At 61.4% G+C, this 20,031-nt stretch carries 24 protein-coding genes; 12 read left to right on the top strand and 12 right to left on the bottom strand.

The genetic code is table 11. The annotated features are described in order from the left end of the window. The first annotated feature begins 25 nt into the window (after positions 1 to 25). The gene (locus OEG84_RS14460; protein ID WP_267654400.1) at positions 26 to 262 is read left to right on the top strand and encodes a thioredoxin family protein; all 237 of its coding nucleotides are present in this window, start codon (positions 26 to 28) and stop codon (positions 260 to 262) included. A gap of 33 nt (positions 263 to 295) precedes the next feature. Next, positions 296 to 700 (top strand): OsmC family protein, encoded by a 405-nt coding sequence (locus OEG84_RS14455; protein WP_267654399.1) that lies wholly within the window; start codon positions 296 to 298, stop codon positions 698 to 700. 236 nt (positions 701 to 936) lie between these two features. Here OEG84_RS14455 and OEG84_RS14450 read toward each other — a convergent pair whose 3' ends face one another. Further along, a complete protein-coding gene (locus tag OEG84_RS14450; protein WP_267654398.1) occupies positions 937 to 1,149 on the bottom strand; it encodes a DUF2061 domain-containing protein in 213 nt (70 codons plus the stop codon). A gap of 148 nt (positions 1,150 to 1,297) precedes the next feature. On the opposite strand from OEG84_RS14450, the gene OEG84_RS14445 reads away from it, so the two are divergent. The 10 genes from OEG84_RS14445 (at position 1,298) to OEG84_RS14400 (ending at position 9,544) form a co-directional block, all read left to right on the top strand. Next, on the top strand, positions 1,298 to 1,942 hold the full coding sequence (locus OEG84_RS14445; RefSeq protein ID WP_267654397.1) for a helix-turn-helix transcriptional regulator: 645 nt from the start codon (positions 1,298 to 1,300) through the stop codon (positions 1,940 to 1,942). After that, positions 1,939 to 2,151 carry a hypothetical protein gene (locus OEG84_RS14440; RefSeq protein ID WP_267654396.1) on the top strand — a complete coding sequence of 71 codons (213 nt, stop codon included), beginning with the start codon at positions 1,939 to 1,941 and terminating at the stop codon, positions 2,149 to 2,151. Before OEG84_RS14445 ends, OEG84_RS14440 begins: the two co-directional genes overlap by 4 nt. An 85-nt stretch (positions 2,152 to 2,236) precedes the next feature. Then, positions 2,237 to 2,689 carry a hypothetical protein gene (locus tag OEG84_RS14435; RefSeq protein ID WP_267654395.1) on the top strand — a complete coding sequence of 151 codons (453 nt, stop codon included), beginning with the start codon at positions 2,237 to 2,239 and terminating at the stop codon, positions 2,687 to 2,689. Positions 2,690 to 2,821: 132 nt separating this feature from the next. Then, complete coding sequence (locus OEG84_RS14430; protein ID WP_267654394.1) at positions 2,822 to 3,760, top strand: DMT family transporter; 939 nt, start codon at positions 2,822 to 2,824, stop codon at positions 3,758 to 3,760. A gap of 99 nt (positions 3,761 to 3,859) precedes the next feature. Next, complete coding sequence (locus tag OEG84_RS14425) at positions 3,860 to 4,249, top strand: AGROH133_08824 family phage infection protein (protein WP_267654393.1); 390 nt, start codon at positions 3,860 to 3,862, stop codon at positions 4,247 to 4,249. 250 nt (positions 4,250 to 4,499) lie between these two features. After that, positions 4,500 to 5,060: a F0F1 ATP synthase subunit delta gene (locus OEG84_RS14420; protein WP_324288209.1), complete on the top strand. Its 561-nt coding sequence runs from the start codon at positions 4,500 to 4,502 to the stop codon at positions 5,058 to 5,060. Continuing rightward, entirely contained in the window at positions 5,060 to 6,589 is a 1,530-nt protein-coding gene (gene atpA / locus OEG84_RS14415) for a F0F1 ATP synthase subunit alpha (protein ID WP_267654392.1), read from the top strand. The genes OEG84_RS14420 and atpA overlap by 1 nt, the downstream gene beginning before the upstream one ends. Before the next feature lie 27 nt (positions 6,590 to 6,616). Then, positions 6,617 to 7,495 carry a F0F1 ATP synthase subunit gamma gene (locus OEG84_RS14410; RefSeq protein WP_267654391.1) on the top strand — a complete coding sequence of 293 codons (879 nt, stop codon included), beginning with the start codon at positions 6,617 to 6,619 and terminating at the stop codon, positions 7,493 to 7,495. A gap of 24 nt (positions 7,496 to 7,519) precedes the next feature. Next, positions 7,520 to 9,061: a F0F1 ATP synthase subunit beta gene (gene atpD, locus OEG84_RS14405; protein ID WP_267654390.1), complete on the top strand. Its 1,542-nt coding sequence runs from the start codon at positions 7,520 to 7,522 to the stop codon at positions 9,059 to 9,061. Positions 9,062 to 9,136: 75 nt separating this feature from the next. Continuing rightward, positions 9,137 to 9,544 carry a F0F1 ATP synthase subunit epsilon gene (locus tag OEG84_RS14400; protein WP_267654389.1) on the top strand — a complete coding sequence of 136 codons (408 nt, stop codon included), beginning with the start codon at positions 9,137 to 9,139 and terminating at the stop codon, positions 9,542 to 9,544. A gap of 191 nt (positions 9,545 to 9,735) precedes the next feature. On the opposite strand, the gene OEG84_RS14395 is transcribed toward OEG84_RS14400, so the two are convergent. The 11 genes from OEG84_RS14395 to proB form a co-directional block, all read right to left on the bottom strand. After that, positions 9,736 to 10,272: a GNAT family N-acetyltransferase gene (locus OEG84_RS14395; protein ID WP_267654388.1), complete on the bottom strand. Its 537-nt coding sequence runs from the start codon at positions 10,270 to 10,272 to the stop codon at positions 9,736 to 9,738. Next, positions 10,265 to 10,969 carry an aspartate/glutamate racemase family protein gene (locus tag OEG84_RS14390; RefSeq protein WP_267654387.1) on the bottom strand — a complete coding sequence of 235 codons (705 nt, stop codon included), beginning with the start codon at positions 10,967 to 10,969 and terminating at the stop codon, positions 10,265 to 10,267. The genes OEG84_RS14395 and OEG84_RS14390 overlap by 8 nt, the downstream gene beginning before the upstream one ends. Beyond that, complete coding sequence (locus tag OEG84_RS14385; RefSeq protein WP_267654386.1) at positions 10,966 to 11,502, bottom strand: RNA pyrophosphohydrolase; 537 nt, start codon at positions 11,500 to 11,502, stop codon at positions 10,966 to 10,968. Before OEG84_RS14385 ends, OEG84_RS14390 begins: the two co-directional genes overlap by 4 nt. Positions 11,503 to 11,514: 12 nt before the next feature. Continuing rightward, positions 11,515 to 12,762 (bottom strand): divergent polysaccharide deacetylase family protein, encoded by a 1,248-nt coding sequence (locus OEG84_RS14380; protein WP_267654385.1) that lies wholly within the window; start codon positions 12,760 to 12,762, stop codon positions 11,515 to 11,517. A 99-nt stretch (positions 12,763 to 12,861) separates the two neighbouring features. Beyond that, the gene (locus OEG84_RS14375) at positions 12,862 to 14,184 is read right to left on the bottom strand and encodes a S41 family peptidase (RefSeq protein ID WP_267654384.1); all 1,323 of its coding nucleotides are present in this window, start codon (positions 14,182 to 14,184) and stop codon (positions 12,862 to 12,864) included. Beyond that, positions 14,174 to 15,583, bottom strand: a complete 1,410-nt coding sequence (locus OEG84_RS14370; RefSeq protein WP_267654383.1) for a murein hydrolase activator EnvC family protein — start codon at positions 15,581 to 15,583, stop codon at positions 14,174 to 14,176. The genes OEG84_RS14375 and OEG84_RS14370 overlap by 11 nt, the downstream gene beginning before the upstream one ends. Positions 15,584 to 15,673: 90 nt before the next feature. Next, the gene (rlmH, locus tag OEG84_RS14365; RefSeq protein ID WP_267654382.1) at positions 15,674 to 16,156 is read right to left on the bottom strand and encodes a 23S rRNA (pseudouridine(1915)-N(3))-methyltransferase RlmH; all 483 of its coding nucleotides are present in this window, start codon (positions 16,154 to 16,156) and stop codon (positions 15,674 to 15,676) included. A gap of 213 nt (positions 16,157 to 16,369) precedes the next feature. After that, complete coding sequence (gene rsfS / locus OEG84_RS14360) at positions 16,370 to 16,831, bottom strand: ribosome silencing factor (protein WP_267654381.1); 462 nt, start codon at positions 16,829 to 16,831, stop codon at positions 16,370 to 16,372. Positions 16,832 to 16,877: 46 nt separating this feature from the next. Beyond that, entirely contained in the window at positions 16,878 to 17,483 is a 606-nt protein-coding gene (locus OEG84_RS14355; protein WP_267656188.1) for a nicotinate-nucleotide adenylyltransferase, read from the bottom strand. Between the two features lie 35 nt (positions 17,484 to 17,518). Further along, positions 17,519 to 18,802 carry a glutamate-5-semialdehyde dehydrogenase gene (locus OEG84_RS14350; RefSeq protein WP_267654380.1) on the bottom strand — a complete coding sequence of 428 codons (1,284 nt, stop codon included), beginning with the start codon at positions 18,800 to 18,802 and terminating at the stop codon, positions 17,519 to 17,521. 84 nt (positions 18,803 to 18,886) lie between these two features. Next, on the bottom strand, positions 18,887 to 20,029 hold the full coding sequence (gene proB, locus OEG84_RS14345; protein ID WP_267654379.1) for a glutamate 5-kinase: 1,143 nt from the start codon (positions 20,027 to 20,029) through the stop codon (positions 18,887 to 18,889). Between the last annotated feature and the right edge of the window lie 2 nt (positions 20,030 to 20,031).

Raw genomic sequence — 20,031 nt, 5'->3', positions numbered from 1 at the left:
ATTTCGCACCCTGAAAGGACATCCCATGAAATCTGTCAAAGTTTACGGCCCTGGCTGCAAGCGCTGCGAGACCACCGAAAAGATGGTGCGCGACGCGGCTGCGAAACTGGGTATTGATGTCACCATCGAAAAGGTAGCTGACGCCAAATCCATTGCAATGGCGGGTGTCATGTCGACACCGGCGCTTGCGGTTGATGGCAAGCTCGTCCATGCGGGTGGGCTTCCCGACGCGGCCAAGCTGGAGCAATGGCTGGCGGCCTGAGTTTCCTGACGTCGCCTTTGTGGAGCGAAAGACATGCTTGAATACAACGTAACTGCCCGCCGAATCGACGACCACGGATCAGAAGCCTATGCCAAGGACGCACGGATCGTTCTGGACACAGATGTGGCGGGCCGCGATGACGCGTTCAATCCGGCAGAAATGCTGCTGGCGAGCCTCGCGGCTTGCATGCTGAAGGGGGCCGAACGGGTGGCGCCCCTGCTTGAGTTCGATCTGCGCGCCATCGACATCAAACTGCATGGTGTCCGGCAGGACAGCCCGCCCAAAATGGTCCGTATCGACTATGAAATCGTGGTCGACACGGACGAGACCGACGAGAGGTTGGACCTGTTGCATCGGAATCTCCGCAAATACGGCACCATTTCCAACACGCTGAGCGAAGCAATCGAGCTTGTCGGGACCATTCGGCGAACGGCCTGACACAAGCCTCTAGGACGTCAAAGCCTGTTATTCGGTACCGAAAGATGTCCTGCTTCGATACTCGGAAATGTCGTTCGAGTAACCGGCAGCAAAGCTGAAGGCGGGCTCCAGGCAGACGAGTGCTAGGTTCGGCCCTGGGTCGGGAGCGTCGGCCCAGGGGTCTGCGCTGCTCCTCTCAACGGTCATCTGACCACCTCGGTTAGCTTGTAAAACCGGAGCCAGCTTACCTTGCGCCCTCATGCGTGTCGCTCCCGGATGCCCCATCTCACCCGTGCCCAGATCCGTTCGTGGACGATGAAGAAGGCCAGTCCGCTTGTCGCTGTCGAGAAGGCGAAAGACAGGGCGGTGATCACCGAGCCGGTGTAAAACCAGGCCAACGCGCCGCTGACAGCAAGGCCGAGGATCTGCCAGGTGATGGCTTTGACGATGGTTCTGATTTTTGAGTCCATGGTGGGCCTCCGATTTCTGGGTTCGGATTGGTTTCGGGTTCTGGCGAGTCCGATACTAGGCCAAGCAGCGTACTGCCGGAATTTGGTGTTTTCGCTCCGTAAAATCTCATTTGTTGATTAATATCACCAATGATGCAAAAAATAGGCGATGCACAAGAATGAGCGCGCAGAACTGTTTCGTAACCGGCTGGCTGCCCGCCTGGCCCTGACTGCAATGAGCCGCAGCGCGTTGGCGCGGGAGGCCGGGGTCGATCGCTCGACCATTGCGCAATTGCTGGCCAACGACGAGGTGCGGCTGCCAAATGCGCATCTGGCGGCCGAATGCGCGCAGGCGCTGGGCGTCAGCGCGGACTGGCTGTTGGGATTGTCAGACCGGCCCGAGACGGCGGCGGAAGTGCTGTCGGCCAATTTCCGCATGGAAACCGCGCAGCGGACACCGGCGGATGAACAGATCATCGCCTGGCACCAGGAAGCCGCCGGCCACAAGATCCGGCATGTGCCGGCGATGCTTCCCGATATATTGAAAACCGAAGCGGTGCTGGAATGGGAATATGCCGCGTTTCTCGACAAGACTCCGGAACAGGCGCGCGGCGCCATGCACGAAACCACCGAGTGGCTGCGCGCGCCGGGATCGGACTATGAAATCTGCGTCTCGATCGACAAGGTGAGATCGCTGGCGCGGGGGCATGGCTACTGGGAAGGGCTCGACCGCGATATCCGGGCCGAGCAGATCGAATTCATGGCAGACCGGCTGCGCCCGGCTGTATCCGTCGCTGAGGCTGTATCTTTATGATCTCGAAGAAGGTGTTTTCGGCGCCGGTTTCCATTTTCGGACGTTTGCTGGCGGCAGTCTATGTCGGGCAGTTCTACCTGGTGTACCGCGACAGCAAGCAGGTCAGTGCGCTGACGCAGCATTTCGACACGCTGGTGCGCGAATCGGAAGTCGAGGCGCGCAATGCCGGTAAGATCATCCGGGATATGTTCGAACAGGCGCAGGGCTGAAAGGTGACTGGTATCTCGCCTTGTTGCATTGATGAAGCAAATTGTTAGCTTCAACGCGGAGGAAATCGGAATTGGGAGAGACAGCATGAAAGCATTGACGCTTGCAGCACTGGCAGCACTGATGACCGGCGCTGCGTTTGCCCAGGAAGGCGGGCCTCGGATCGGCGAGATCGTCTGGCCGGATATTGACAGTTATTGCTCGTTCATGCGCGCCGACCACAATTTTGTCTATGACGATCCATCATCCTGGCGATGGGTGCTATTCACCAATTTCCCGGTCGATGAGACCGATACGATCGAAGCGCCGTTCATGCGGATCGACGATCAATTGCGGCAGCTGGCGCAAACTGAGGTGCAGGAAATTGACGGCGGTGTGGTTCGTATCTACCGCAGCCATGATGTTGATCCCTACCGCGTTGAACTGACCATGATGGATGGGGAGCAGGGCAGCGAATCGGCTGGCTATTCCGGCACCATCAAGGTGAGCAGATCGGGCAACAGCAGCGAGATTGCCTATCAGGGCGATTGCGGCGTCTGAGGCGCTTGCAGGAGCGAAAGCGATACGGCCTAACCGAAATGCGGGACAGTCCACCGTTTGGGTGGGCCCCGCATTTTGACAGTCCTCGCCCAGAGGTGCATGTCTTGCTCTTTCTGCAACGAGAACACCATCTTGGATCACATACTTCCCGACCGGCCCGCGCGGCACGACGTTGACCGTGAGGCGATGCCGCCTGTGGCGATGATTCTGGCGCTTGGCACCTTCATGGGCTTTGCGCTGCTCGACACCACGGCGAAATATCTTGTCACAATCGGCTATGCGGCGGTGTTCGTGGTCTGGTGCCGGTTTGCCGGGCACACGTTGCTCTCCCTTATCGTCTTTCAGGGCTGGCGGCGGAAGGATCTTTACCGGATGCACAATCCCGGCTTGCAGATCCTGCGCGGGGTGCTGTTGCCGGCCACCACCCTGTTCAACTTCCTGGCGCTGCGCGATCTGCAACTGGCGCAGACGGTGACCATCTTTCTCTCCGGGCCGATGCTGGTCACGGCACTGGCCGGGCCGATGCTCGGCGAATGGGCCGGACCGCGCCGCTGGGCGGCGATTGTCGTCGGTTTTGTCGGGGTGCTGATCGTGGTGCGTCCGGGGTCGGGCGTGTTCCAGTTGCCAATTCTCTGGTCTGTTGCGGCGGTGCTGACCTACGCAGTCTATTCGATCCTGACGCGCAAGCTGGTGGCGCGCGAGAGCCTGTCAAGCATGGTGTTCTATTCGGGCATCATCGGAACCGTGTTGCTGGCGCCGTCGGCGTTTTATGCCACAACCATGCCGCAGGGCTGGCTGGAGATCGTGTTGCTCGCCAGCCTTGGCCTGTTCGGCGCCGGCGGCCATCTGCTGCTGGTGCGGGCCAGCCGACTGGCCAGCGCCTCGAAGGTGGCGCCCTTCGTCTACAGCCAGTTGTTGTGGATGACGCTGTTTGGATTTGTCGTGTTCGGCGATCTTCCTGATGGCTGGACGCTTACCGGCGCGGTGATCATCTGCCTGAGCGGGCTTTACATCATGAATCGGGAACGCAATATCGCGCGGCGCGAGCGGCTGGCTGCAGCCGTGCGCTGATGTTGGCATGGCTATGGCGCGCTGTCGGGGCGTGCTAAAGCGTCGCACAGGAAAACCGCCCGGTGGCATCGCCGGGCCTGGCAAATTGGAGACGCGCGCATGATCGAATTCTACTGGCCGACAACGCAGGGCGAATGGCTGGCCTGGTCGTCGGCGCTGGTGACGCTCGGCTTTGGCCTGTTGCTGATGTTCGGGCCACGGTTGTCGCTCAGGATCCTGCGGTTGCAGACTTCGCCCGATCACCCCGAAGCGGTATCGGAAGCGCGCGCCACCATGGCCGGGTTTTACCTCGGGGTGGCGATATGCGCGATGCTTTTCGCTCAACCATTAATCTATCTGGCGCTGGGTGCGGGGTGGGCGTTTACCGCATTCGGGCGAATCATTTCGATGCTGTCGGATCGGGGAATGACGCCCTACAATTTCATTTCGGTGGCAATCGAGGCGCTGCTTGCCGCAATGCCGCTGCTCTACGGACTTGGCTTTATCTGACGCAAAACCGCCGGTTATTGGCCACACGAGAGCGTCAATAAGGGGCAACTCATCCCAAAGCAGGAGCGTTAAGCCGCCCCCGGCGTGTTGCGAGTCCCGACACACTATGCTAGACGGACCGCGCATTTCGGGAAAAACATACCTTACGGTGTGGGAGGCCCGAAAATTACCGAAACAAAATCAAAGGTTTGCCTTTCCCGATTCCGGTCGAGTGCAAGCACTTGGATGCCAACGAGAGACAATCCCGCCCGTGGCCGACAACTCCCAGTATATTTCCGGTGTCGCCGAACGGTATGCCTCCTCGCTTTACGAGCTGGCCGCCCAAGCCAAATCGGTTGACGCCGTGGCGAAGGACCTTGACCGTTTTCAGGCTTTGATTGACGGCAGCGCCGATTTGCAGCGCCTCGTCAAAAGCCCAGTCTTTTCTGCCGAGGATCAGAGCCGTGCGATTACGGCGCTGATCGGCAAAGCCGGAATTTCCGGTTTGGCAGGCAATTTCCTGCAGGTGGTCGCTCGCAACCGCCGGCTCTTCGCCGTACCCGCAATCGTTCGTTCCTATCACGAGACGGTTGCCCGGGAACGCGGCGAGGTGACCGCCGATGTGACCACGGCGCACGCCCTGTCGGCGGCGCAGGAAAAAGAACTCAAGGTCGCGCTTTCGGGCGTGACCGGGAAAACCGTGACGCTCGATGTCACTGTTGATCTGTCGTTGCTGGGCGGCCTGATCGTCAAGATTGGCTCACGCCAGGTCGACACATCGCTTCGCACAAAACTTTCCACCCTTAAGCATGCACTGAAAGAGGTTGGCTGATGGATATCCGCGCCGCGGAAATTTCCGCAATTCTCAAAGACCAGATCACAAATTTCGGCAAGGAAGCCGAAGTCTCGGAAGTCGGCCAAGTGCTTTCCGTCGGTGACGGTATTGCCCGTGTCTACGGTCTCGACAATGTCCAGGCCGGTGAAATGGTCGAATTCCCAGGCGGCATTCGCGGCATGGCGCTCAACCTTGAAGCCGACAATGTCGGCATCGTGATTTTCGGTTCCGACCGGGACATCAAGGAAGGCGACATCGTCAAGCGGACCGGCGCCATCGTTGACGTACCGGTTGGCCCCGAGCTGCTCGGCCGCGTTGTTGACGCGCTCGGCAACCCGATCGACGGCAAGGGTCCGATCAAGTCCAAGCTCCGCTCGCGGGTGGACGTCAAGGCGCCGGGCATCATGCCGCGCAAGTCGGTGCATGAGCCGATGTCGACCGGCCTGAAAGCCATCGATGCGCTGATCCCGATCGGCCGTGGCCAGCGCGAGCTGGTGATTGGTGACCGCCAGACCGGCAAGACCGCGATCATTCTCGATACCTTCCTCAACCAGCGGCCGATCCACGAGAACGGCCCCGAGGCGGAAAAGCTCTACTGCGTCTATGTCGCGGTCGGCCAGAAGCGTTCGACGGTTGCCCAGTTCGTCAAGGTTCTCGAAGACCGCGGCGCGCTGAAATATTCGATCATCATCGCTGCCACCGCATCCGATGCGGCGCCGATGCAGTTCCTGGCGCCGTTCGCCGGCTGTGCGATGGGCGAATATTTCCGCGACAATGGCATGCATGCGCTGATCGCCTATGACGATCTGTCCAAGCAGGCTGTGGCCTATCGTCAGATTTCGCTGCTGCTGCGCCGCCCGCCAGGCCGCGAAGCCTATCCCGGCGACGTTTTCTACCTGCACTCGCGCCTGCTCGAGCGCTCGGCCAAGCTCAATGAAGCCAATGGCGCTGGCTCGCTGACCGCGCTGCCGGTGATTGAGACCCAGGCCAACGACGTGTCGGCCTACATCCCGACCAACGTGATTTCGATCACCGACGGTCAGATCTTCCTTGAAACCGATCTGTTCTTCCAGGGCATCCGCCCGGCCGTGAACGTCGGTCTGTCGGTGTCCCGCGTGGGATCGGCGGCTCAGGTCAAGGCGATGAAGCAGGTTGCCGGATCGATCAAGGGCGAGCTTGCGCAGTACCGCGAAATGGCGGCCTTTGCGCAGTTCGGTTCCGACCTCGACGCCGCCACCCAGCGCTTGCTGAACCGCGGTGCGCGCCTGACCGAGTTGCTCAAGCAGCCGCAGTTCTCGCCGCTCAAGACCGAAGAACAGGTCGCGGTGATCTACGCTGGTGTTAACGGCTATCTCGACAAGATCGCTGTCGGCGATGTCAATCGGTTCGAACACGGCCTGCTGGCGCATATGCGCAGCGAAGGCAAGGACGTGCTTGAGGCGATCCGCAAGGAGAAGGCTCTCAGCGACGATCTCAAGTCGCAGCTGAAGGCCGCCATCGACACTTACGCCAAAAACTTTGCCTAACGGCAAGAGACCGAGGACGGATAACGGATGCCTTCACTCAAGGATCTGAAAAACCGGATCGCCTCCGTCAAGGCGACGCAGAAGATCACCAAGGCGATGCAGATGGTCGCCGCGGCGAAGCTTCGGCGTGCGCAGGAGGCGGCCGAGGCTGCCCGGCCCTATTCGCAGCGCATGGCAGCGGTGATGTCCAACATCGCCGAAGCTGTCGGCGGTGGCGATGAAGCGCCGCGGTTGATGACAGGCACCGGCAAGGATGACACGCATCTGCTTGTGGTCTGCACTGCCGAACGTGGCATGTGCGGTGGCTTCAATTCGCAGATCGCCCGGTTTGCCCGCGAACATGTTCGCCGGCTGCTGGCCGATGGCAAGGACGTCAAGATCATCTGCGTCGGCAAGAAGGGCTATGATATTCTGCGCCGTGAATATGCGTCGCTGATCATCGAGCGGGTGGATTTCCGCGAGGTCAAGCAGATGAGTTTCGCTCAGGCCGAACTGGTCGCGACGAAAGTCATGGATCTGTTTGCTGAAGGTGGCTTTGACGTTTGCACTCTGTTCTATTCGGAGTTCAAGTCGGTCATCAGCCAGGTTCCGACCGCGCAGCAGATCATCCCGGCCTCAGCGTCGGCCGCGGATGCGGACACGTCAGCCTCTGCGGTTTACGATTACGAGCCCGGCGCCGAGGAAATCCTCGAGGATTTGCTGCCGCGCTCGATCAAGGTGCAGATCTTCAGGGCACTGCTGGAAAATGTTGCCGGTGAAATGGGCGCGAAAATGTCCGCGATGGACAACGCAACGCGCAATGCTGGCGACATGATCGACAAACTGTCGATGAGCTACAACCGACAGCGGCAGGCCCAGATCACCAAGGAACTCATTGAAATCATTTCGGGTGCGGAAGCGCTCTAAGGGACACGGAAGAGGGTAAGATACATGGCTAAGGCAGCTACCCCGGCAACCAAGCCCGCAGCGGCGAAGAAGCCCGCGGCGACAAAGAAACCCGCAGCGGCGAAAACCGCATCTGCGGCTGCAACGACCAAAGTTGCGGCCAGATCGGGCGCAGTCGGCCGCGTTACGCAGGTCATCGGCGCTGTTGTCGACGTCCGGTTCGACGACGGCAAATTGCCGACCATCCTGAACGCGCTTGAGACCACCAATGTGGGCAATCGCCTGGTGCTCGAAGTTGCGCAGCATCTGGGTGAAAACTCGGTTCGCACCATCGCCATGGACTCGACCGAAGGTCTGGTTCGCGGCCAGGAAGTGTTTGACACCGGTGAGCCAATCTCGGTGCCTGTGGGCGAAGAAACCCTCGGACGCATCCTGAACGTGATCGGCGAGCCGGTTGACGATGCAGGTCCGGTGAAGACAAAGACACGACGTGCCATCCACCAGGAAGCGCCGGCATTCAGCGAACAGTCGACGGAAGCCGAAATTCTGGTTACCGGCATCAAGGTGGTCGATTTGCTCGCCCCTTATGCCCGTGGCGGCAAGATCGGCCTGTTCGGCGGCGCCGGCGTTGGCAAGACGGTTCTCATTCAGGAACTGATCAACAACATCGCCAAGGCGCATGGTGGTTATTCGGTGTTTGCCGGTGTTGGCGAGCGGACGCGTGAAGGTAACGATCTCTATCATGAGATGATCGAATCCGGCGTGAACAAGGAAGGCGGCGGCGAGGGCTCGAAGTGCGCACTCGTGTTCGGTCAGATGAACGAGCCTCCGGGTGCGCGTGCACGTGTGGCCTTGACCGGTCTGACGATTGCGGAGCAGTTCCGTAACGACGGCCAGGACGTGCTGTTCTTCGTGGACAACATTTTCCGCTTCACACAGGCCGGTTCCGAAATGTCGGCACTTTTGGGCCGTATTCCTTCCGCTGTGGGCTATCAGCCGACGCTGGCTACCGATATGGGCCAGATGCAGGAGCGAATCACGACCACCAACAAGGGCTCGATCACGTCCGTGCAGGCCGTTTACGTGCCGGCCGATGACTTGACCGACCCGGCGCCTGCTTCGACCTTTGCCCACTTGGATGCGACCACGGTGTTGAACCGTTCGATTGCTGAAAAGGGCATCTATCCTGCGGTTGATCCGCTCGATTCGAACTCGCGTATGCTTGATCCGTTGATCATCGGTGATGAGCACTACGAAGTTGCCCGTCGCGTCCAGGAAATTCTGCAGCGCTACAAGTCGCTTCAGGACATCATCGCGATTCTCGGCATGGATGAGCTTTCGGAAGAAGACAAGGTGACCGTGGCGCGCGCTCGTAAGGTTGAGCGCTTCCTGTCACAGCCGTTCTTCGTGGCTGAAGTGTTCACCGGTGCGCCTGGCAAGCTGGTCGATCTGGCCGACACCATCAAGGGCTTCAAGGGCCTGGTGAATGGCGATTACGATCACCTTCCGGAGCCGGCTTTCTACATGGTCGGCACCATCGAGGAAGCCGTTGAGAAGGCTCAGCGCCTCGCCGCAGAAGTCGCTTAAACAAAACCAAACGGACCGTGCCGGGTTTGTTGCCCGGCACGGGCTACCGTCTGACAAGATGATAAAGTGAACGTCATGGCTGACAGCTTCAATTTTGAACTCGTATCTCCGGAGCGGCTGCTGCTTTCAGCAACCGCTACCGAAGTCGTGCTTCCGGGTACGGATGGCGAAATGACGGTCATGGCGCATCATGCGCCAACCATGACCACCATCAAGCCTGGTGTTGTCACGGTCCAGACTGCCGAAGGCAAGACTGAGCGTTATGTGGTGTTCGGCGGTTTTGCCGACATCCTGCCGAGCGGTTGCACGCTGCTGGCTGAATCGGCTGTCGCTGTCGGCGACATAGACCGCGAAGATCTCGACCGCCGGCTGCAAAACGCGCGTGAAGATCACGCCGATGCGAAAAATAACAACGACAAGCAGAAGGCGCTGGAATATCTCGACCAGCTGACCACGCTGCAGGGCGCCATCCTGCCGGCCTGAACATATTCGAATCATGAATGAAAAGAGGGCGGTCTTCGGGCCGTCCTTTTTGTTTGTCGATAGAGCGGCTATGGGTGATTGGAAGGCGACGGAGGCGCGTAGAAGCTCATTCGCGCGAATTTGCCCGACCTATGCGGTGTTTTCATCTGGAAGGTTCCCGGGAGCCCACCAATTGGGCGCTGATGCCGCTTCTATCGCTGCAGGGCGTGAGCTACGGCCTGATAGGCTTCGGGATAGCGTAGCGGACCGGTCCAGCCCTTGAGCGCGCCACTGACCAGCTCCAGCGCCAGAAAGCGTGGTCCCTGCCAGCCGATCTCGGCGGGGTCCGCGAGATGCGACTTGAAGCCGAAGCGGCCGTAATAGTCGGGCTGCCCATAGACAAACACAGAGCGCCAACCATCTTTGCGGGCGCGCCGCAGGGCATGCCTCACCAATTCTGTGCCGATCTGCATGTCGCGCCAGTCTGGTAGGATCGCAAGTGGCGCCAATGCCAGGGCCCGCTCGGGCCCGTCAATCCGGGTCAGCAGGATATGACCTACAAGTTGACCGTCGATTTCAGCGATATGGGAGAGCGTGTCGACGGATGCCGTAACAAGGGCCTCCGAAAGCCCGGCATCAGGTTCGACACCGGCATAGCTGAGCGCCTCGACAGCGCGGATTGCCGGCAGGTCGGATGCTTCGCCGGGGCGGTAGCGGGTTTTTGCGGCTATGCCACGCAACTCAGTCATGGCCGATCTCCAGTGCGCGTTTGACCGCCGCGCGGGCGTGCAGTCGGGTGGTGTCATAGACCGGAATGACATCGCATTCCGGCGGGATGATCGTAGTGATGTGAGAGCATCCGAGGATAACCGCTTCGGCCCCGCGGGCGTGAAGTTTCTTGACCAGTTCGCCGACGAAATATTCAGACCCCGCGCGGATGATGCCGTGGTTGAGTTCGTCGCTGATAATCCGCTGCACCTCGGCGCGCTCATCCGGTTCGGGCGTGATGACGGAAAGCCCGTAGCGTGTCTCCAGGACAACCGGATAGAAATCGCTTTCCATGGTGTGCCGGGTGCCAAGCAGAGCCACCTTGGTAAAACCATCGGTGCGCAGTTTGGCTCCGACAGGGTCGGCGATGTGAAGCAGTTCGAGATCGGAAGCGGCGCTGATGCGGTCGGCAATGCGGTGCATGGTGTTGGTCGCCAGCACGATGAATTCGGCGCCGCCGGCCTTCAGCGTGCCGGCCGCCTCGCACAGGATACGGCCGATCTCATCCCAGTTGCCAGCGCGTCGATGGCCTTCTATGTCGCCAAAATCCAGTGAATGGATGAGAATGCGGGCCGAATGATAACCGCCCAGTTCGCGCTGCGTATATTCATTGAGCAGACGGTAGTAGATGGCCGTGGTTTCCCAGCCGACGCCGCCGAGCAGCCCGATCAATTTCATTGCTGGGCGCCTGCGAGGTGGGCAAATGTCGCGACCACTTGTTCATAGGCCTTGCGTTTGAAAGGAACGATCAGCTGCGGCAGATCCTGCATGGGTTTCCAGTCCCAGACATCAAATTCTGGCTGGTGACCGCCCGGCGGGGGATTGATCTGAATCTCGCTCTCATCGCCGACAAAGCGCAAGGCGAACCAGCGCTGCCGCTGGCCGCGATATTTGCCCTTGAGGCCGATGCCGAGAAGATGATCGGGAAGATCATAATCGATCCAGTCGGGCGCTTCGCCAAGCAGCTCGACCGACTTCATGCCGGTTTCCTCATAGAGTTCGCGCAGCGCTGCCTGATACGGGTCTTCGTTCTTATCAAGGCCGCCCTGTGGCATCTGCCAGAGCTGCGGGGACCCGTCATATTCGGTGTTGCCCGCGGCGATACGCCGACCGACCCAAACCAGCCCGCGGTGGTCGAGCACCATGATTCCCGCGCACAACCGGTAAGGCAGATCAGCGGCGGATCTGGTGCTGCGTTGTTTGTTGCCCATCAAGCATCCCGTTCATTGTTCCGGATCGTCGGCGACCGCGGAGGCCGAGACGATCTCGATTCCGCGGGCCTTGGCTTCATTGCTCCAGGTGGCGATGGCGTCGACGCTGACGTCGAATGCCGAGGCAACGCCAACAGCCTGACCATTGCGCCGGGCCACCCGTTCCAGATCATCCAGCTTGGAGAGAATGTAGCCGCGCTCTTGCGTGGCGTCGAGCACCATATCGGAGGCAGCGAAAGGAATCCCGAGTGTCTTGGCAAAGCGGTCGGCCAGTGAGCGCGCCGAGGTGCCGTCATCGACAAACATGAGACCACGGTCGGCAAGGTCGCGCATGATCGGTTCCAGCGCGTCGGGATCAGCCAGAAACCGGCCACCCATGAAATTGGTGATACCGGTGTAATTGGTGATCTGGCTCATCGCCGCGTGAAGCTCTTCGAGATTGGCCGCCGCGCCGGCTGCGACGGTCAGCGTACCCGGGCCGGGATCGTTGGCGGGATAATCGAAGGGTTCGAGCGGCACCTGCAGCAGGATCTCGTGGCCACCGCGCCGGGCTTCCTGCATCCAGCGCTGCAGGCTGTTGCCATTGGCGGCGAAGGCCAGGGTGATTTCCTCGGGAAGGGCCTTGATGGCGTATTGGGTGCCGGTCTGGCTCAGGCCCAACCCGCCGACGATGATGGCGATACGGGCGCCGCGTGCGCCCGACCAGGGGCGGGCATAGACATCGAAAGGACGTTCGCCATTGGCGCCGCGAACCGGCAACCGGCCGTTTTCGGTCTGTTCGATCACCGCAGGGTCCGGCAAATGGGCAAGGCGGGGGTTCTGCCCGATCCGGCCGGGTATCTTGAGCAGCACTGGCCGTTTGTTGTCACGGTCGACCGGTGTGATGTTTTCCAGCTTCTCACCATCGTCGCCGAGGGTGGTAACAATCTTGGCGCCGGATTTGCCGTCCTGTACCGGCAGCGTGTCATCAGTGCCAGCCTGGTCGGTGACCAGTTCGGCTTCTTCATCGGCGGGTGATACGTCGGTCGCTTCGTTTGCCGCTTGTGATGCGGCATCGGTTCGGGATGTCTGCATCACCACCGCGGTTTCGGTGGTCTCGACGCGCGCGCCTGACAACGCCATCCAACCGGCGCCGCCGACAACAGCCAGCAGCACGGCGGCGATGACGAGCCGGCGACCCCAATGCGAATCCGCCGTTTTGCCCTCGCGAGCTTTCGGCTTGCGGTCCTGACCCAGCGGTTGATGGAGATTGTTGCCCACGTTCTTCTGTCCGAATCCCGATGCGGCGGTCATTGAATCAGCCCGCCGCCCCGCTTGCAAGCCGTAGCGTTGCAGGCGGGGCGGCGGAAAATCGGTCCATCAGTTCTTGACGGCAGCCTGTTCGGGGCTGGGCGGGAAGGCCGGATCGGTCTTGGTGCCACGCAGCAGGTCGTAAGCATAGTTGAGCTGCACGTCGTCCTTCGGGTCCGGCGGTACGTAGGCGATCGAGCCCGAACCTTCGTCGTCCTCGTTCTCACCCTGGATGTGGCCGCGCAGTTCGCTTTCGCCGGAAGGCTTCACACGCCCGCGCAATTCTTCAGGCACCGGCTCCTCGACGCGAATGTCAGGCTTGATGCCTGTGCCCTGGATCGAGGTGCCTGACGGCGTGTAATAGAGTGCCGTGGTCAGCCGCAGCGCCGTCGACGAATCCAACGGGATGATGGTCTGCACCGATCCCTTGCCGAACGAACGGGTGCCCAGAATGGTGGCGCGGCGGTGATCCTGAAGCGCGCCGGCGACGATTTCCGAGGCCGAAGCCGAGCCGCCATTGATCAGCACGATCACTGGCTTGCCGCCGATCAGATCGCCGGGCCGCGAATTGAAGCGCCGGGTTTCCTCGGGATTACGGCCGCGGGTCGAGACGATTTCGCCGCGATCGAGGAAGGCGTCGGAAACGCTGATTGCCTGATCGAGCAGTCCGCCCGGATTGAGTCGGAGATCAAGCACGAAGCCCTTGAGTTTGTCTTCGCCGATTTCCTTGGTGATGGTCTCGATGGCATCGGAAAGATCGTCATAGGTCTTTTCGGTAAACGAGATCACCCGCAGGTAACCGACATCGCCCTCGGCGCGGAACCGAACTGCCTTGACCGCGATGATGTCGCGCACAACCTTGATCTTGATCGGCTGGTCGGCGCCTTCGCGCAGCACGGTGAGTTCGATCGCGGTGTTGACCGGGCCGCGCATCTTGTCGACGGCCTGAGCGAGCGACAGGCCGCGCACAGCTTCACCGTCGATTTCGGAGATGAAGTCGCCGGAGAGAACCCCGGCACGGGAGGCGGGGGTGTCGTCGATCGGTGTGATCACCTTGACCAGTTCGTCTTCCATGGTGACTTCGATGCCGAGCCCGCCGAATTCACCGCGGGTCTGGGTTCGCATGTCATCGGCGGCTTCCTGGTTGAGGTAGCTCGAGTGCGGGTCGAGCGACGTCAGCATGCCGTCGATGGCGCTTTCGATCAGCTTGTCTTCCTCGGGCGGCGTTACGTATTGGGCGCGGACGCGTTCGAAGACATTGCCGAAAATGGCGAGTTGCCGGTAGGTCGCTGTTCCCGCCGCGTTGGCAGAGCCGCCAAATGAATTGACCGCGCTCACAGCAGTCGCTCCCATCAGGGCGCCGACAGCCAGAAGTGTCACCTTACGTATCATTGCTTACCTTTCCTGAAGACATCTCGTCTTTCCACCATGCGCGCGGATCAACGGGTTGACCGTCTTTTCTGAACTCAATGTAGAGCGTTGGCCGCTCCGATGCCAGCGTCAATGCCGACGCGCCTGCGAATCTTGTCTGCCCCATGGTGGCCACCGGCTCGCCTGAAAGAACGAAGCGGCCGGTTGAGACCTTGAGCTTTTCCATTCCGGCAAGAACCACATGATGCTTTTCACCGGTATCGAGAATGACCACCTGACCGTAGCTTCTGAAGGGTCCCGCATAGACGACCCAGCCGTCGACAGGGGCCAGCACCGTGGCGCCCTTGCCGGTGGCAACGATCTCGCCAGCCAGCGGATGCCCAGCGCCGTCATCGGCGCCAAAATAGCGAATGGTGTCGCCGGCCACCGGCCGGTCCAATGCTCCCAGCAATTTCGAGAAAGCATATGCCGGTGCAATGCGGTTTTTGTCGGGCAGCGCCACGGCGGCGTAGGCGCGGGCGCGTTCCAATTGCTCGGCGAGCCGGCGCTGGCGGTCCTCTTCGGCCTTGCGGGCGGCTTCGGCTGCCTGCCTGATGGTTTCGATCTCGCCGGCGAGCGAAGCGATCACCGATTCGAGCTCGGCAGAGCGCTCGGTTAGAGCTTCGGCGCGCTGTTGTTCACGTTCGAGGCGGCGTTCGCTTTCGGCGTGCAGAGCCTCCTTTTCGGCGGCGAGGTTGGACAGTCGCTGCTCCTCTGCGTCATTGTCGGAGAGCGCCTTGGCCAGTGCGCTGCGCTCTTCCGTGATCGCCTGTCTGAGCGATGCCAATTCCTTCAGGTCGCTGGCCAGCGCCTCGGTTTCAGCGCGGATCTCGGGCACCACGGCGCCCAGCAGGATGGCGCTGCGGACGGATGAAAGCGCGTCTTCGGGGCTGACCAACAGCGCCGGCGGCGGATCGCGGCCGATTCGCTGCAGCGCGGCAAGCACCTCGGCCAGCACGGCGCGGCGCGATACCAGCGACAGGCGAACCGCGTCGTGGCGCTCGGACAGATCGGCCATTGCCTGCTCGCCGGCGGCAATGCGCTGATCCAGATCGGCGCGCCGGGCGGCGGTGGCCGCGATCTTCTGGTCAAGTGCCTGCTGGTCGCTGCGCAGCGCAGCGATGTCTTGTTGCAGGGCGGTGAGCGCGCGGGTGGCGGCAGCGGCCTGCTCAGCAACCGTCATCAGTTCGAGATTACTGGCCTGTTTTTGCTGTTCGAGGTCGCCGGTCACGGCGCTGATTTCGTCGTCATCGAGCTCAGTCGCGCCAGCGGGTAAGGATAGCGCAAGCAGCAACGAAACCAGCACTGCGCGGAAGCCGAACAGGGCTGCTGAAGCCAGCGGAACGCCAGCCGGAATCCATGAGGATTGGACGTTCGACATTTTCCTATCCTAGCGAATTCGGCGTTAACGCTCCATGAACCATAGGCTCGCGACGGATCACTTCTTTGCGATCCCTAAGCGGAGGTTTGCTTAGGAGCGATGATAGGGGTGGCCTGACAATATGGTGACGGCGCGATAGAGCTGCTCAGCCGCCATGATGCGCACCAGCTGGTGTGGCCAGGTCATGCGGCCAAAACAGATGATGGCGTCGGCGCGGGCATGCAATGCGGGGTCCAGCCCATCGGGCCCACCAATCGCCAGCACCAGGTCGCGCCGCCCGTCGTCCCGCAGCCTTGCCAGCCGATCGGCGAAGTCGGGGGAATCGGGCGTCTTGCCGCGTTCGTCGAGCAGGATCAGCGCGGCGCCATCGGGCAGGCTGCGCTCGAGTAGCGCAGCTTCCTCGCGCTTGCGCAGTTCCGTGGTGGCGGCACGGCTTTCTGCCACCTCGATGACGCGGGCGAAATCCAGCCCGATCGCGGTGCCGGCCTTGGCGAAACGATCAAGATAGCGGGTCGCGAGCTCGCTTTCGGGCCCGGACTTGAGCCGGCCGACGGCAAATAGGGTGATGCGCATATTGGAACCTGCAGTCTTGCCGGCCGCGCCGCGTTTTGGGAAACGATGCGCAACGGATGGAGTCTGGGCGCCACCCCCGAGCCCATGCAAACCGCATGGCTGGAGTGACGCGTGAATTCGCACACGCCCGACAGATCCTTCAGGCCCGGGCCCCGGATCTGGGTTCATTCAGTCGGTGCAGACAACCGTATGAGACCGATCCGACCGGGACGGTCAGTGCAGTTTTTCGTCCTCGGCTTCTGCCTGCCACATCTTCTCGATATTGTAGAATTCCCGGATTTCGGGTCGGAAGATGTGGATTATGACATCACCGGCATCGATCAATACCCAGTCGCCGGTCGCCAGACCCTCGACCCGCGGGGTACCGAAACCGGCATCCTTGAGTTCGCTGATCAGACGGTCGCAGACTGCGGCAACATGACGGTTGGAGCGACCGGAGGCCACTACCATGAAATCAGCCAGGGCCGATTTACCCTCAATGTCGATGAAAACGACGTCTTCCGCCTTGGAGTCCGCGAGATTTTCACGGACCAGTTGAAGCTGGCGCAAAGCGGTACGTTCGCCGCTACCCGCCGCCTGGGAGAAACCGCTCGTCGCGTTTCCCTTATCGTGTGCTGTTCTCAGGGTGGTTCCTTTCCTTGTCCTGAACAGTCCAACAAACGACGCACGCGTCAAAACAAATGCGCCGTACCTTCAAGATAGTCATGGACCCATTACAATTTCAAGACGTCGAATTTGACGGGTCTGCGCGGGCCTGGCGGATTGCGCTGGAAGACAATGGCGAACGCGGGCCATGGATGAAGGTCCATGCGGGAGCCTTGAGGAACGGCAAAACACCAGCGTCATCCTCGTCGATGCGGGCCTGATCGTAGGCCTTGGCCATTTTCGATGACAGATAGGCGAGTGTCGCACCAGGCCGGTCGATCACGGCGATGGGGAAGGTTTCGGCAATGCCGCGCCAGTTCTGCCAAAGGTGGAAATATTTCAGATTGTCGGCGCCCATCACCCAGACAAAGCGCACGCCGGGATTACGGGCCTTGACGAATGCCAACGTCTGCGCCGTGTAATGCAACCCATTGGCCGCCTCAAACGCAGTGACCTTGACCCGCGGGCCGGGGGCAATCTGCCGGCTCAGTTCGACGCGTTCTTCAAGGGTTGCCAGTTCTCCATGGTTCTTGAGCGGATTTCCTGGCGTCACCATCCACCACAATTGATCCAGACCCAGTCGTCTCAGGGCGATCTCTGCAACCAGCACATGGCCTTGGTGGGGCGGATTGAAGGACCCGCCGAACAGACCGACGCGCATGCCTTTCTCAACATGCGGCATTTTCAGGAATGGCGGCGTATAGGTGTGCTCCACCGTCAGGGCCGGGTCTGGCCCGCGCCGTGCACGCGATATTTGAAGGATGTCAGCTGTTCGACGCCAACCGGGCCGCGGGCGTGCATCTTGCCGGTGGCGATGCCGATCTCCGCGCCCATGCCGAATTCGCCGCCATCGGCAAACTGGGTCGAGGCGTTGTGCAGCAGGATTGCGGAATCAACCTCGTTGAAAAAGCGGCTGACGACGCCGGCATCCTCGGCGATCACCGCTTCGGTGTGGCCCGACGAATAACGGGAGATGTGGTCGATGGCGCCGCCGATGTCATCGACAAACCGCGCCGAGATGATGGCGTCGAGATATTCGGTGCGCCAGTCCTCATCGCTGGCAGGTACGGCCTCGGACAGCAATGATTGCACTGCATCATCGCCGCGCACTTCGCAGCCGGCGGCGGCAAGGTCCCCGAGGATGCCCTTTGCCACCTGCGGTTCGAGGTGACGGTCAAGCAGCAGCGTTTCGACTGCGCCGCAGATGCCGGTACGGCGCATCTTGGCGTTGGTGACTATGGCGCGGGCCATTTTCGGGTCGGCGGAAGCGTCGACATAGATATGGCAAATGCCCTCGAGATGGGCGAACACCGGCACCCGTGCATCGGCCTGTACCCGGGCGACAAGGCTCTTGCCGCCGCGCGGGACGATGACGTCGACAGCACCATCAAGGCCGGTCAGCAATTCGCCGACAGCGGCGCGGTCGCTCAGCGGCACCATCTGGATGGCGTCGGCGGGCAGGCCAGCACTTTGAAGACCATCGACCAGGCAGGCATGGATGGCGCGGGAGGAATGAAACGAATCCGATCCACCGCGCAGGATGACGGCATTGCCTGCCTTGAGGCACAGGGCGCCGGCATCGGCGGTGACATTGGGGCGGCTTTCATAGATGACGCCGATGACGCCGAGCGGCGTGCGGACGCGCTCGATCTTCAGCCCGTTGGGTCGTTCCCAAGCGGCAATCACTCCACCAACCGGGTCATCCAGTTGGGCGATGGCACGAATGCCTGTGATGATCGCGTCGATGCGGGCGTCATCCAGCTGCAGCCGGTCGATAAAGGAACTGGCCATGCCACCGGCTCGGGCGGCTTCGACGTCGCGCGCATTGGCAGTCAGGATCTCGGCACGGCGATTGTCGATGGCGTTCGCCATGGCTTCCAGTGCGCGGTTCTTCCGCTCGGTGCCGGCAATCGCCAGTGGCCGGGCTGCTGCCTTGGCGCGGCGGCCGATATCGGCCATCACTTCGGCGACGTCGGATTGTGGACTGGTCTTTTCAAGCATGGCGGGTCTCCCGGCGGGCGATCAAGCGCATTTCTTACGCAATCAGCGGGATGGCGTAAAGCGGCGTTGCGCCATTGCCACGGATCAAACGCCCAAGCCCTTGCCGGAGGTAATTACCATGTCGTCGCGGTGGATCATCGCGGCGCGACCGGAATAGCCGAGAATGGCCTCGATCTCGCTCGACTTGCGGCCGGCGATACGGCGCGCTTCCTCTGCGTCATAGCCCGACAGTCCACGGGCGATTTCGCGGCCCGACGCATCGCAGAGGGCTACCGGGTCGCCGCGGTGGAATTCACCGACAATGGATCGAACGCCGGCCGGCAGCAGGCTTTTGCCCGAGCGCAGCGCTCGTTCGGCTCCGGCGTCGATCAACAATCTCCCCGATGGATCGAGCTGTCCGGCTATCCAGGTCTTGCGCGCCGATTGCGGCGTGCCGGAAGGTGCAAACCAGCTTGAGCGGGCACCGTTGTCGATGGCGGAAAGCGGGTGGTCGGTCTTGCCGGAGGCGATGATCATGGCGCAGCCGGCGCCGGTGGCGATCTTGCCGGCGTCGATCTTGGTTTTCATGCCGCCGCGCGAGAGTTCGGAGCCGGCATCACCGGCCATCGCCTCGATATCCGGGCCGATGGCGTCGATGATCTCGATGTACCGTGCGTCGGGATCGGTAGCGGGTGGTGCGGTGTAGAGCCCGTCAATATCGGACATCAGCACCAGCAGATCGGCGCCGATCATGGTGGCAACGCGGGCGGCCAGCCGGTCGTTGTCGCCATAGCGGATTTCCGAGGTGGCGACGGTGTCGTTTTCGTTGATGATCGGCACCGCGCCCCGGCGCATCAGTTCGGTCATGGTGGCGCGGGCGTTGAGATAGCGCCGTCGTTCCTCGGTGTCGCCGAGGGTGAGCAGGATCTGGCCGGCGACAATGTCATGGCCCGACAGCCCGGTGGACCATGACCGGGCGAGGGCGATCTGGCCGACTGCGGCTGCGGCCTGGCTTTCCTCAAGTCGCAGCGCACCGGCGTGAAGCCCGAGCACGGTGCGCCCCAGCGCGATGGCGCCGGAGGAAACTACCAGAACCTCGGATCCGGCGGCCTTCAGTTCGGCAATGTCGGTGCAAAGCGAATCCAGCCAGGCCACCTTGAGGCCGCTTTTGCGGTCAACCAGCAACGCCGAGCCAATCTTGATGACGATGCGCTTGTGCGCCGAAACAGGCTTGCGGTGGACGGCCATGC

The sequence above is a fragment of the Hoeflea algicola genome (assembly GCF_026619415.1).
Classification (GTDB): Bacteria; Pseudomonadota; Alphaproteobacteria; order Rhizobiales; family Rhizobiaceae; genus Hoeflea; species Hoeflea algicola.
This window is presented reverse-complemented; position numbering and strand designations above follow the sequence as displayed.